This window comes from Nocardioides sp. NPDC057772 (assembly GCF_042798075.1).
Taxonomy (GTDB): Bacteria; Actinomycetota; Actinomycetes; order Propionibacteriales; family Nocardioidaceae; genus Nocardioides.
Map to the genome: position 1 here is coordinate 1 of NZ_JBHVKN010000141.1, position 13,166 is coordinate 13,166.

Below are 13,166 nucleotides of genomic sequence, written 5' to 3' on the forward strand. Positions count from 1 at the left end.
CCCGGCACCGGTGCTGGAAGCGCTGCGGGCGATCGAGGGCGCCGACATCAAGCTCGTCGAGTTCACCGAGAAGTTCAGCTTCAGCGCCAAGTGCAACGTCGGTGCCGCGCACGCGCGCGGCGACGTGCTGGTCTTCCTCAACGACGACATGGAGGCCTACTCCGAGGGCGTCATCGAGCACCTGATCGCGCCGCTGCGCGAGGCGGGAGTCGGCATGACCGGTCCCAAGCTGCTCTTCGAGGACCTCCGCATCCAGCATGCCGGGCTGGTCTACGGCAGTGGCACCATCACCCACGCCTACTACCGGGCGCGCCCCGAGGAGCGCGGCAACCACGGCGAGCTGCACATCAACCGGGAGACCTCCGCGCTCACCGGTGCCTGCGTCGCGATGCGCCGTGAGGTCTTCTTCGAGGCCGGCGGGTTCAGCGAGCGCCTGCCGGTCAACTACAACGACGTCGACCTGTGTCTCAAGGTCCGTCGCTCACTCGGGTTGCGTCTGGTCTGGCTCCACGACGTCGTCCTGTTCCACTTCGAGTCGGTCAGCCGCGACAACGCGGTCCACGACTGGGAGAAGGACTTCGTCAACAACCGCTGGGGCGACTACACGCACGTACGCGAGGGCTACTCCAACAACGTCCGCTGAGTTGAATGCGATTGCTTCGCACGTCGCGCAGCGCCTCCGCTCGACCCTCGTCTTCCTCCGCTCCGCTCGTCGCTGACGCTCCTCGCTACGCTGCGTCCAGACGAGGGGCGCTCCGGCGCTGGGCTAGGACTGGGCGGCGCGGCGGAGGCGGCGGACGACGCGGCGGCCGAAGTTCCGCACCGGGTGACGGTTGGCGTAGGTCAGATCGGCCTCGAGGCCGGCGACCTTGCCGCGCAGCCGCTCGATGCGCTCGCGGCGGCGCCGGTTGACCTCGCGGGCCTCGCGCAGCTGCTTGGACAGGGTGCCGACCCGCGCCTGGGCGGAGTTGGCGGAGGCCTGGATGCCGAGGATGTGGTCGCGGGTGGCCAGCCGGGAGCGGGTGGCCTCCTCGAACTGCCTGGTGTGCTCGTCGCGGAACCGGACCTCGTCGGCCGGGGCGGCCTGGACGAGCTCGGGCGGGGCGGGCGGAAGCTCGCCCTCGGCGAGCGGCCGGGCGGCGAGCTGGAACTGGTAGACGAGCGCGTCGGGCTGTTGACGGACCCACTCGACGGCGACGTCGGGGAGCTGGCGGGGGTCGACCGCGACCTCGACGTTGAGCGGGTCGGCGGTGGTGCCACGCAGGTCCTCGACGGCGTAGCCGGCCTCGGCGAAGAGCGCCAGCAGCCCCTCGCGCGAGTAGAACTTGATGTGGGTGCGGTCCAGCAGGCCGGTGTCGGTGGTGCGCCAGCGGCCCTGCAGCAGGGCGAGACGGATCGAACCGTGGGTCACGTTGGGGATCGAGATGACCACCCGGCCGCCGGGGGCGAGCAGCTCACGGGCTTGCTCCAGCGCCGCCCGCGGGTCGACGAGGTGCTCGAGCACGTCGGCGAAGATCACCACGTCGAAGGAGCCGGGCTCGACGATCTCGGTCAGCGGCGTCGCGTCGAGGTCGGCGACGATCACCCTCTCCAGGACCTTCTCGGCCAGGCCGGCTGCCTCCGGGTCGATCTCGATGCCGGTGACCGTGCAGCCGCGCTCGGTGAGGATCCGGCCGATCTCGCCGGTCCAGCAGCCCACGTCGAGGACCCGCTTCCCTCCGCCCGTCGAGGCGGCCGACTCAGCCAGGTCGAGGACCTGCACGTGGCTGGTGTTGCGATGATCGAGGTCGATCTCGACGGCGTAGTGCGACATGCGACGAGGGTAGCGACCTTTGGTGGCCTCGCGCGGGTCCGGCACGGGTGATTTGCGGGCTGTTTCCATGCTTCGGCGACGTACGGTGAAAAGGTCTGTTACACAGAGGAAACAGACGCCTCGGGGTGTCGAAACGTCCCCGGGCGAAGGTGGCGGTGAAGATGGCAGGATCAAGGACCTCTGGAGGCGCCCTCTCGTGAAGCTCGTGACCGCAGTGATCAAACCCCACAAGTGGGAGGACGTGCGCGAGGCCCTGGAGGCCTTCGGTGTGACCGGCATGACCGTCTCGGAGGTCTCCGGCTACGGCCGGCAGAAGGGCCACACCGAGGTCTACCGCGGCGCGGAGTACGACATCGCCCTGGTGCCGAAGATCCGCATCGAGATCGTGGTGGAGGACGACGATGCCGCGGACGTCGTCGGGATCATCGTGAAGACCGCACAGACCGGCCGAATCGGTGACGGGAAGGTCTGGCTCAGTCCGATCGAGTCCGTCGTCCGCGTACGGACCGGTGCGCGCGACACCGACGCGCTCTGACTAGGCTTCCTCGCAGTGTCGGTCCATCGAATCCCCACCGGAGGAGACAAATGAAGCTCGTCACGGCAGTGATCAAACCCCACAAATGGGAGGACGTCCGCGTCGCCCTCGAAGCTGTCGGCGTCACCGGCATGACCGTCTCCGAGGTCTCGGGCTACGGCAGGCAGAAGGGCCACACCGAGGTCTACCGCGGTGCTGAGTACGACGTCGCCCTGGTCCCGAAGATCCGCATCGAGATCGCCGTGCCCGACGAGGAGGTCGACTCGGTGGTCAGCGCCATCGAGACCTCGGCGAAGACCGAGCGCATCGGCGACGGCAAGGTCTGGGTCTCCCCGCTGGAGACCATCGTGCGGGTCCGCACCGGCGACCGCGACGACGCCGCGATCTGAATCTCGTAACCAGGGGGCGGGTATGAGCGAGCGCCAGCGAGCGACAGTCAGGACTGTCGCGTCGTCGCGTTCGTATCCTGGCCTCTTCCAACGATCGCGGCGACGTGACCGCTGAAGGGCGGGCGGAGCGCACGGCCCAGGCCGATGAGCAGTGCGCCAAGGCGTACGCCGCGGCCGGCGGCCCCGAGGTCGGGGTCGCCCTGGTCGCGGTCGGCGGATACGGGCGCGGGGAGCTCGCGCCCTTCTCCGACTGGGACCTGGTCCTGGTGCACGACGATGCCGTCTCGCCAGGACCGGTGGCCGAGCAGGTCTGGTATCCGCTCTGGGACGCCGCGCCCAAGCTCGACCACTCGGTGCGGTCGTTCTCGGAGATGCTCTCCGCCTCGAGCGGTGACCTCCGGGTGGCGCTGGGACTGCTCGACATCCGGCACCTGGCCGGCGACCGCGGGCTCGTGCTGCGGCTGCGTACGACGATGCTGGCGCACTGGCGCAAGCATGCCCGCTCCCTGCTGCCCGAGCTGAGGACGATGAGCGTGGAGCGGCACCGGCGCGCCGGCGAGCTCGCGCACGCCTCGGTGCCCGACCTGAAGGAGATGTACGGCGGGCTGCGGGATGCGGTCGTGATCAAGGCGATCGTGGCGACCTGGCTGGTCGACGTGCCCGCGGTCGACCTGGAGAAGTCGCGGCGGGCCCTGCTCGACGTACGCGACCTGGTGCAGGAGATCGCCGGGCGGGCCACCGACCGGGTCGTACCGGAGATGTGGGACCAGCTCGCCGAGCGGCTCGAGCTGGCCGACGCCCGCACCGCGCAGGCCCACGTACGCACCATCGGCCGCCGCCTCACCCACCTGTCCCGCCTGGCCTGGCGCCGGGTGGACGGGGTCCTCGAGCGCTCACGTCCCGGGGCGCCGCGGCGTCCCAAGCTGGCGCCGCTCGGTGGTGGCCTGGCGCTCGCCTCCGGCGAGGTGGTGCTGGTGCCGGGTGCCCGGCCGTCGCGCGACCCGTTGATGCTGCTGCGTGCCTCGGCGCTCGCCGCCGAGCATGGCGTCGCCCTGGCACCACCGACCGCCGCACGACTGGCCCGGGACACCCCGGCGCTGGCCGAGCCGTGGCCGGAGGAGGCGCGTCATCTCTTCCTCCGGCTGCTCGGCTCCGGACGCGGCCTGCTCGCGGTCTGGGAGACGTTGGAGGAGACGGGTGCGGTCTCTCGGATCCTGCCCGAGTGGGAGCGGATCCGGCTGCTGCCGCACGCCTCGATCATCCACCGCTTCACCGTCGACCGGCACACCATCGAGACCTGCATCGAGGCCGTCGCGCTGCTGCCCCGCGTCGCTCGCCCGGACGTGCTGCTGGTCGCGGCGCTGCTCCACGACATCGGCAAGGGGTCGCTGACCGAGCACAGCGTCGCGGGGGAGCCGATCGCCCGCCGGATCGCCGCCCGGATGGGGTTCCCTGACGAGGAGGTCGAGCTGATCGCGCTGCTGGTGCGCTGGCACTTGCTGCTGTCGGTGACCGCGACCACCCGCGACCCCGACGACCCGGCCACCGTCGACCTCGTGGTGGAGACGATGGGTGACGCGGAGGCGCTCGCGCTCCTCACCGCGCTCACCGAGGCCGACGCGCGGGCGACCAGCGCCCAGGCCTGGACCAGCTGGCGGGCCCGGCTCATCCTCGACCTCGCCGCGCGGGCCGCGCGGGTGCTCGACACCGGCATCGCCGCGGGGGAGCGGCCGCAGGCCGCCGTGGAGATCCCCGAGAGCGTACGTTCCGGGGCCGCCTCCTTCCGTGCCGAGCCGCTCGCCGACGGCGCCCGGGTGTGGGTGATCGCGCCCGACCGGCTCGGCCTGCTCGCCGACCTGGCGGCCACCTTCGCGGTCGCGCGGCTTCCGGTCAGGGCGTGTCGTGCCTGGCCGCAGGGTGCTTTCGGGGTCAGCGTGTGGGATCTCGACGACTCCTACGTCGACGCCGCGGTGCTGCGTACCCGTTTCTCGGCGATTACCGAGGGACGCCTCGACCCGGCGACCCGGCTGGCGCCCAGCGCAGCCGCGCGGCGCAGCGAGCCCTCGGTCGCCGTACGTCCCGAGGCCTCCAGCAAAGCCACCGTCCTCGAGGTGCGCACCATCGATCGCCCCGGGGTCGTCTACACCGTCGCCGCCGCGCTGGCCCGGATGGAGATCGCCGTCCGCTCCGCCCACATCTCCACCCTCGGCCCGCAGGCCGTCGACGTGTTCTATCTGCAGGAGGCCTCAGCCGGCGCCCTCGCCGAGCAGCGCGCGGCCGAGGCGGCGCACGCGGTCCGTGCTGCCCTCGAGTGAGTGGGCTGGGATACCCGGTCGACCGGGTATCCCTGGGCTTGACGGGCACTGAAACACCCATCAAGTCCACGAAGTGCCCGTCCAGTTACCTCGAGCACCCTGCAGATGACGTACGAGATGGGCCCGTTCGTTAGTCTTTGCAGGACAACCACTCTGCTGAAGGACCGCTTTGTTCGCCACGCTCTCCGACCGGCTCGCCACGACGTTCAAGAACATCCGGGGCAAGGGCCGCCTCACCGATGCCGACATCGACGCCACCGCTCGCGAGATCCGGATCGCGCTGCTCGAGGCCGACGTCGCGTTGCCGGTGGTGCGCGAGTTCGTCGCTCGGGTCAAGGAGCGGGCGCGCGGCGAGGAGGTCAGCCAGGCGCTGAACCCCGCCCAGCAGATCATCAAGATCGTCAACGACGAGCTGGTCACGATCCTCGGTGGCGAGACCCGCCGGCTGCGCTACGCCAAGACCGGCCCGACGGTCATCATGCTCGCCGGTCTGCAAGGTGCCGGCAAGACCACCCTGGCCGCGAAGCTCGCGCTGTGGCTGAAGGAGCAGGGCAAGGCGCCGCTGCTGGTGGCCGCCGACCTGCAGCGGCCCAACGCGGTCAACCAGCTCCAGGTCAACGGTGAGCGGGTCAACGTCCCCGTCTTCGCGCCGCAGCCGGGCAACGGCGTGGGTGACCCCGTCGCGGTCGCCCGCGAGGCCGTCGAGGAGGCCAAGCGCAAGCTCCACGACGTCGTCATCGTCGACACCGCCGGCCGCCTCGGCATCGACGAGGAGCTGATGAAGCAGGCCGCCGACATCAAGGCGGCGGTCAACCCCGACGAGGTCCTCTTCGTCGTCGACGCGATGATCGGTCAGGACGCGGTCAACACCGCCCAGGCCTTCCTCGACGGCGTCGGCTACGACGGTGTGGTCCTCACCAAGCTCGACGGCGACGCCCGCGGTGGTGCGGCCCTCTCCATCGTCCAGATCACCGGCAAGCCGGTCATGTTCGCCTCCAACGGCGAGAAGATGACCGACTTCGACCTGTTCCACCCCGACCGGATGGCCGGCCGCATCCTCGACATGGGCGACATGCTCACCCTGATCGAGAAGGCCGAGAAGACCTTCGACCAGGCCCAGGCCCAGCAGGACGCTGCCAAGCTCGCGACCGGGGAGTTCACGCTCGAGGACTTCCTCAAGCAGATGCAGCAGCTCCAGAAGCTCGGCTCCATGTCGAAGCTGATGGGCATGCTGCCGGGCATGGGCCAGTTCCGTGAGCAGCTCGACAACTTCGACGAGCGCGAGATCGACCGGATCAAGGCGATCATCCAGTCGATGACCCCGGCCGAGCGCGCCAACCCCAAGATCCTCGACGGCTCCCGCCGCGCCCGCATCGCGAAGGGATCGGGCCGCCAGGTCTCCGACGTCAACCAGCTCATCCAGCGCTTCACCGAGGCGTCGAAGATGATGAAGCAGCTGGCCTCCGGCGGCGGGATGCCCGGTATGCCGGGCGCCCCTGGTGCCGGCTTCGGCAAGCGCGCCGGCGCCAAGCAGGTCGCCCAGAAGAAGAAGGGCAAGGGCGCGCGCAAATCCGGCAACCCGGCCAAGGCCGCCCAGCAGGCCAAGGCCGCAGCCGAGAAGAAGCCGGCCGCCGCCAACCCGTTCGGGGTGCCCGGAGGCGAGGAGATCGACTACGAGAAGGCGGCCGCCGAGCTCAACCTGCCCGCGGACTTCTCCAAGTTCCTCAAGTAAGTGTCGACGGTCCTCGTCGTCGACGGCGCGAACGTCGTCGGCGCCCGCCCCGACGGCTGGTGGAAGGACCGCGCCGGTGCCGCGCGCCGGCTGCACGAGGCGCTCCTGGTCGCCGATCTCCCACACGACCGGATCGTCCTGGTGCTGGAGGGACAGGCCAAGGGCGGCGTACGTCCTGGGCGGGACGCACATGTCCAGACTGTCCACGCGCCCAAGGACGGTGACGCCGCGATCGTCGGTGCCGTCCGTGAGGCGCTGGAGAAGGGTGACCGGGTGACGTTGGTGACCGCCGACCGGATGCTGCAGGCGCGCTGCGGCGGCGCCACCGCGCTGGGCCCGTCCTGGCTGCTTGACCAGATCTGAGGATTTCGCGCGGTTACGCACGCGTAGCCATTGACCCCGAGTGTGATCGCCGTCACGCTGGGAGCGCTCTCACGAGCCCTGGCGCCTCACCGCCGAGGCGCCGGCAGATCACTCTCAGGAGGCCTGTCCCGTGCGATCACACAGACAGCGCGGCGCGATCGGTGGAGCTTCGGCTCTCGCCGGCCTGCTCTGCGCCACGCTCCTCGTCACCCCCGCGTCCACCGCGGCTTCTGCCAACACCACCGCCCGCACCGCAGCCGACCCCGCAGCCAGCACCTCAGCCACCCGATCGGGCCACGCGCTGCCCTACCAGAACCCGCGCCTCCCCACGAAGACCCGTGTCGCGGACCTGCTCGCCCGGATGACCCTGGCCGAGAAGGTCGGCCAGATGGCCCAGGCCGAGCGCGCCGACGTCGCCGCAGATCCCAGCCAGATCGCCACCCTCGGGCTCGGCTCGGTGTTGTCCGGCGGCGGCTCGACCCCGGCCGAGAACACCCCCGAGGCCTGGGCTGACACGGTCGACGCCTTCCAGGAGCAGGCGCTCTCGACCCGGCTGGGGATCCCGCTGCTCTACGGCGTGGACTCGGTCCACGGCCACGGCAACCTCAACGGGGCGACGGTCTTCCCGCACAACATCGGCCTGGGTGCCACCCGTGACCCGGAGCTCGCCGAGCGGATCGGGCACATCACGGCCGAGGAGACCCGCGCCTCCGGGCCGCAGTGGACCTTCGCCCCGTGCATCTGCGTCGCTCGCGACGATCGGTGGGGGAGGACGTACGAATCCTTCGGTGAGGAACCCAGGCTCGCCGCCAAGATGGCACAGATGATCGAGGGGTTCCAGGGCGACCGCGGCGAGCTCGACGACCCCGACCGAGTGCTCGCGACCGCCAAGCACTTCGCCGGCGACGGGTTCACGACCTTCGGCACGGGGGAGGGCGACTACACCATCGACCAGGGCGTCACCCAGGCATCGCGCGCCGAGTTCGCGAAGCTCGCGCTCTCGCCGTACGTCACCGCGATCCGGAAGCACGACGTCGGCTCGGTGATGCCGTCCTTCTCGAGCGTCGACTGGACCGAGGACGGCCTCGGCAACCCGCTCAAGATGCACGCCCACGAGGAGCTCGTCACCGGGTGGCTGAAGGAGAAGCAGGACTTCGACGGCCTGGTGATCTCCGACTGGCGGGCGATCCACCAGATCCCGGGGACGTACGCCGAGCAGGTGGCCATCTCGGTCAACGCCGGTGTCGACATGTTCATGGAGCCGTTCTCCGGTGACACGGTCGGCTATCCGCAGTTCATCGAGACGCTGATCGCGGCGGTCGAGGACGGTGCCGTCCCGATGGCCCGCATCGATGATGCCGTCGCCCGGATCCTGACCGCGAAGTTCGACCTCGGCCTCTTCGAGAAGCCGTTCACCGACCGGCGCAACATCGACGAGATCGGCAGCGCCGCCCACCGTCGGGTCGCCCGCGAGGCGGTGGCGAAGTCGCAGGTCCTGCTGAAGAACGCCGGGCACACGCTCCCGCTCTCCGGCGGCGACGACGTCTACGTCGCGGGCAGCAAGGCCGACAGCATCGGCGACCAGGCCGGTGGGTGGACGATCACCTGGCAGGGCAACTCGACCCACCAGATCCCGGGCGACACGATCCTCGACGGCATCGAGTCCGCCGCCCGTGGCGAGGTGACCCACTCGCCCGACGCCTCCGCGCCGGTCCCGGCCGGCGCGCACGGTGTGGTGGTCGTCGGCGAGCACCCGTACGCCGAGGGCTTCGGTGACGTCGGCGGCCCGCGCTGGGGCTACGACCCGGGCGAGGGCGGCGTGCTCAGGCCGGCGCTGACGATGCACCTCGGTGACGCCGACACCGCGGCGATCGAGACGGTCTGCGCGGCGGCGGCGACCTGCACCGTGCTGGTCGTGTCCGGGCGTCCGATGATCATCCCGCCCGAGCTCCTCGGTCAGATCGACGCTCTGGTCGCCTCCTGGCTGCCGGGCAGCGAGGGCAAAGGCGTCGCCGACGTGCTCTTCGGCAAGCGCGCGTTCACCGGGAAGCTCCCGGTGACGTGGCCGCGCTCGGTGGCCCAGGAGCCGATCAACATCGGCGATTCGGACTATGACCCGCTGTTTGCGTACGGACACGGTCTGAGGACTCGCCGCTAGATGAGATGGCCCGGTCCGAGTTGGGCGAATCTTCGATTCGCGACGCTTGGATCGGGCCATTTCGGTGCATGATCTGTGCATGCAGACGCTTCGCGTGGACGTATCGGGACGTGCGCTCAGCTTCCCGCCCGACAAGATCGTCCGAATAGGTCGCTCGATTGATGCCGACGTGGTGCTCTCGTCCTCCTCGGTCTCGCGTGCTCATGCCGAGCTCCGCCCGGACCCGTCCGGGTGGAAGCTGGTCGACGTGGGCTCCGCCGGTGGGACGTACGTCTCCGGCAGCCGCGTCACCGAGGTGCCGTTGACCGGAGCGACCGAGATCCAGCTGGGCCCTCCCGGGCCGGGCTCGACGATCACCGTCACCCTCGACGATGCACCCGTGGCGGCCGGGGCTCCGCGTGCTCAGGCGCCGGCTCCTCCGCCTCCGCCGGCGGGTCTCCCCGGTCCGGGCGCGACCGTGGCCCCGCCCGCCGGGGCGTCCGCAGCGGCCCCCGTGGCTCCCGGCTACCAGCCGCCCGCACCCCCGGCTCCGTCGGCGGACGACGGGATCTCCGAGATGACGATCGCCCCTGGGATGGCGCGGCCCTCGGCGCCCGGGCAGCCGCCGACCCCGCCGACCGGCCCCGACCTGCTGCTGGTGGCCGAGGGCAAGGAGCACCGCTTCCGCCACCCGGTCACCGTCACCATCGGCCGCGCGGCCGACAACGCGGTCGTGCTGGAGGACCAGGGCGTCTCGCGCCAGCACGCCCGCCTGGTCGCGAAGCCGGGTGGCTGGACCTTCGAGAACGCCTCCCAGACCGGCTCCTTCCTCAAGGGGAAGCCGTTGGCCCGTGAGGACATCGACGAGGAGACCGAGATCCGCCTCGGTCACCCGGTCGCCGGCGAGATCCTCAAGGTCATCCCGATCTACGCCGCCGAGGTGGAGGTCGCCCGCGCCGCCGCCAAGCGCCGTAACAAGCTCCTGCTGTGGGGCGGGATCGGGGCCGCGGCCGCGATCGTGGTCATCGGACTCGTCGTCGCGATGTTCGTCGTACCCGGCGGTGACCCGGCCGCCCAGGACACCGGCCTGACCAAGGACGAGCTCAACAGCGCGCAGCGGGCCGCCGTCTGGATCACCTACGCGCCGACCGAGGACACCATCGCGATGGGCTCCGGCTCGATCGTCACCTCCGACGGCAAGATCCTCACCAACGCCCACGTCGCCGACCCGGCCAAGATCCCGGAGTACGCCGCGCGGGGCGAGGTCTCGCCCGAGTTCGTCAACATCCACCTGACCGACCCGGCCGAGGGCTACAAGGTCGGCGAGCCCGACTACGTCGCCAAGGTCATCGAGTCCGACGGCGAGGTCGACAGCGCGGTCGTGCAGATCGTCGCGGACGCCGAGGGCAACGCGGTGGACCCGTCCTCGCTGGACCTGCCGACGATCTCGCTCGGCGACTCCGACGCGGTCGACCGCGGTGACTTCATCGCCACGATCGGCTTCCCGATGCTGCCGAAGGAGAGCTTCGCGGACAAGGAGGGCGTGCTCTTCCAGCCGCCGACGGTCGCGGAGGGCAACGTCGCCACCATCCTCTCGTTCGAGGGGGAGGAGCGCGCCGTCTTCGACGTCACCGCGCGGATCTCCAGCGGCAACTCCGGTGGTTCCGCGGTCAACGACGACGGCGAGCTCGTCGGCGTACCGACCTCCATCGGGTGGGACGAGAGCAACGTCGTCACCGGCCAGGTCATCCCGCTCGCCCAGCACTTCCCGATCCTCGAGGCGGCTGGGGTCAAGGTGCCGTCGAGTAGGTAACCTGCGTCACATGACTGCTCTGCGCTTCTCCGGCCCGGTCCTTCCCGATGGAGAGGTGCGGGACCTCTACGTCCTCGACGGCCGCATCACCTACGAGCGGCCGTCGGGGGCGGAGATCGGCGCCTCCGGCTGGATCGTCCCCGGCCTCGTCGACGCCCATTGCCACATCGGGCTGGGACCCGACGGCGCGGTCGACGCGGAGACCGCCGAGGCACAGGCGATCGCCGACCGCGACGCCGGTGCCCTGCTGATCCGGGACGCGGGCTCCGCCGCCGACACCCGCTGGGTGCAGTCCCGCGACGACCTGCCGCGGCTGATCCGCGCCGGCCGCCACATCGGACGTACGAAGCGCTACATGCGCAACTACGCCGACGAGGTCGAGCCCGACGGTCTGGCCGAGGCCGTCGAGCGGCAGGCCCGCTCCGGCGACGGCTGGGTCAAGCTCGTCGGCGACTGGATCGACCGCTCCGAGGGCGACCTGAAGCCGTCCTTCCCGACCGAGTCGTTCGCCGAGGCGATCAAGGTGGCCCACGACAACGACGCGCGGGTGACCGCCCACTGCTTCGGCCGCGAGGTGCTGCCCGGCCTGATCGAGGCCGGGATCGACTGCATCGAGCACGGCACCGGCCTGACCCCCGACCTCGTCGAGGCGATGGCCGAGCAGGGCACCGCGCTGGTCCCCACCGTCGCCCAGTTGGAGATCTTCCCTGGTCTGGCCGCCGCCGCGGCGCCCAAGTTCCCGACGTACGCCGCCACCATGGAGGACCTCTACGCACGCCGCCGCGAGACGATCATGAGCGCCTACGAGGCGGGCGTCGCCCTCTATGCCGGTTCCGACGGCGCGGGCGACCAGCTGCACGGCGTACTGCCCAAGGAGGTCCTGGCGATGCACGACCTCGGCCTTCCCGCCGACGTCGTGCTCGGGGCCGCCTCCTGGCGCGCGCGGGAGTGGCTGGGCTGGAACCCCGGACTCACCGAGGGTGACCCCGCCGACTTCGTCGTCTACGACACCAACCCCCTCGACGACCTCACCGTCCTCGGCCGTCCGACGGCCGTCGTGCTCCGTGGGAAGGTCTACGCCTGAGATCCTGAGATTTCGCTGGTGCCGGGGACCTCTGGCAAACTGAGGGGCGTGTCCTGTGCGCAGGGACCCTCTCACCCGGCGCACAGTGCCCGCCGAAGCTGCCTGACGGGTGTCCCCACACCGACACGGGCCTCTTCACCCATATTCGATTCCGAAGGAATACCACCAACAGTGGCTGTCAAGATCCGCTTGAAGCGCCTGGGCAAGATCCGGGTTCCGCAGTACCGCATCGTCGTCGTCGACTCCCGCAAAAAGCGCGACGGCGCTGTCATCGAGGAGATCGGTCTCTACCGTCCCAAGGAGGAGCCGAGCTTCATCCAGGTCGACTCCGAGCGCGCCCAGTACTGGCTCGGCGTCGGCGCCCAGCCGACCCCGGCTCTCGAGGCGATCCTCAAGGTGACCGGCGACTGGCAGAAGTTCAAGGGTCTCCCGGGCGCCGAGGGCACCCTCAAGGTCGCCCCGCCGAAGCCCGACAAGCTGGAGCTCTTCAACAAGGCCCTCGCCGAGGCGCACGCCTCCGCCGGTGCCGAGGCCGTCACCAAGAAGTCCGCCAAGAAGGACGAGAAGGCCGAGGAGCCCAAGGCTGAGGAGCCCAAGGCCGAGGAGACTCCTGCCGCCGCTGAGGCCGAGGCCTGAGCAGCATGCTCGCCGAAGCTCTCGAGCACCTCGTCCGAGGAGTCGTCGACAACCCGGACGAGGTGAGCGTGCGCGACAAGCAGCTTCGTCGCGGCTCCGTCCTCGAGGTCCGGGTGCACCCCGACGACCTCGGCAAGGTGATCGGCCGCGGCGGCCGCACCGCCACCGCGTTCCGCACGGTCATCTCCGCGCTGGCCGGCAAGGGCGGCGCGCGGATCGACTTCGTCGACGTCGACGGCGGTCGCTGAGCACCGGCTGCACCAACTCACAACGGGCGTCGCTCCTCGGGGGTGGCGCCCGTTGGTTTACCCGGTTAACCGGGTAAACCTGCACTTCTCTGGCAATGCAA

General features: G+C 70.5%; 12 protein-coding genes. 11 read left to right on the plus strand and 1 reads right to left on the minus strand.

Features of this window, described 5'->3' with window-relative positions; all coding sequences use genetic code 11:
- On the plus strand, positions 1 to 643 hold a 643-nt coding region (locus tag ACFVJS_RS19890), incomplete at its 5' end, for a glycosyltransferase family 2 protein (protein ID WP_378883845.1).
- A gap of 123 nt (positions 644 to 766) precedes the next feature.
- Here ACFVJS_RS19890 and ACFVJS_RS19895 read toward each other — a convergent pair.
- Complete coding sequence (locus ACFVJS_RS19895; protein ID WP_378883848.1) at positions 767 to 1,813, minus strand: class I SAM-dependent methyltransferase; 1,047 nt, start codon at positions 1,811 to 1,813, stop codon at positions 767 to 769.
- 196 nt (positions 1,814 to 2,009) lie between these two features.
- Here ACFVJS_RS19895 and ACFVJS_RS19900 point away from each other — a divergent pair, with 196 nt between their 5' ends.
- From ACFVJS_RS19900 to ACFVJS_RS19945, 10 genes are all read left to right on the plus strand, one after another.
- Positions 2,010 to 2,348, plus strand: coding sequence for a P-II family nitrogen regulator (locus ACFVJS_RS19900; RefSeq protein ID WP_378883851.1), 339 nt, complete (start codon positions 2,010 to 2,012; stop codon positions 2,346 to 2,348).
- Positions 2,349 to 2,398: 50 nt separating this feature from the next.
- Positions 2,399 to 2,737 (plus strand): P-II family nitrogen regulator, encoded by a 339-nt coding sequence (locus ACFVJS_RS19905; protein ID WP_378883854.1) that lies wholly within the window; start codon positions 2,399 to 2,401, stop codon positions 2,735 to 2,737.
- A 53-nt stretch (positions 2,738 to 2,790) separates the two neighbouring features.
- On the plus strand, positions 2,791 to 5,052 hold the full coding sequence (locus tag ACFVJS_RS19910) for a [protein-PII] uridylyltransferase (RefSeq protein ID WP_378883871.1): 2,262 nt from the start codon (positions 2,791 to 2,793) through the stop codon (positions 5,050 to 5,052).
- Between the two features lie 169 nt (positions 5,053 to 5,221).
- On the plus strand, positions 5,222 to 6,784 hold the full coding sequence (gene ffh, locus ACFVJS_RS19915) for a signal recognition particle protein (RefSeq protein ID WP_378883857.1): 1,563 nt from the start codon (positions 5,222 to 5,224) through the stop codon (positions 6,782 to 6,784).
- The gene (locus ACFVJS_RS19920) at positions 6,785 to 7,147 is read left to right on the plus strand and encodes a hypothetical protein (protein ID WP_378883859.1); all 363 of its coding nucleotides are present in this window, start codon (positions 6,785 to 6,787) and stop codon (positions 7,145 to 7,147) included.
- 130 nt (positions 7,148 to 7,277) lie between these two features.
- Complete coding sequence (locus tag ACFVJS_RS19925; RefSeq protein WP_378883862.1) at positions 7,278 to 9,305, plus strand: glycoside hydrolase family 3 protein; 2,028 nt, start codon at positions 7,278 to 7,280, stop codon at positions 9,303 to 9,305.
- A 79-nt stretch (positions 9,306 to 9,384) separates the two neighbouring features.
- The gene (locus ACFVJS_RS19930; RefSeq protein WP_378883865.1) at positions 9,385 to 11,097 is read left to right on the plus strand and encodes an FHA domain-containing protein; all 1,713 of its coding nucleotides are present in this window, start codon (positions 9,385 to 9,387) and stop codon (positions 11,095 to 11,097) included.
- 10 nt (positions 11,098 to 11,107) lie between these two features.
- The gene (locus ACFVJS_RS19935) at positions 11,108 to 12,181 is read left to right on the plus strand and encodes an amidohydrolase family protein (RefSeq protein WP_378883867.1); all 1,074 of its coding nucleotides are present in this window, start codon (positions 11,108 to 11,110) and stop codon (positions 12,179 to 12,181) included.
- Positions 12,182 to 12,352: 171 nt separating this feature from the next.
- Entirely contained in the window at positions 12,353 to 12,817 is a 465-nt protein-coding gene (gene rpsP / locus ACFVJS_RS19940; protein WP_378883869.1) for a 30S ribosomal protein S16, read from the plus strand.
- A gap of 5 nt (positions 12,818 to 12,822) precedes the next feature.
- The gene (locus ACFVJS_RS19945; protein ID WP_008363327.1) at positions 12,823 to 13,065 is read left to right on the plus strand and encodes an RNA-binding protein; all 243 of its coding nucleotides are present in this window, start codon (positions 12,823 to 12,825) and stop codon (positions 13,063 to 13,065) included.
- The last annotated feature ends 101 nt before the right edge of the window (positions 13,066 to 13,166 follow it).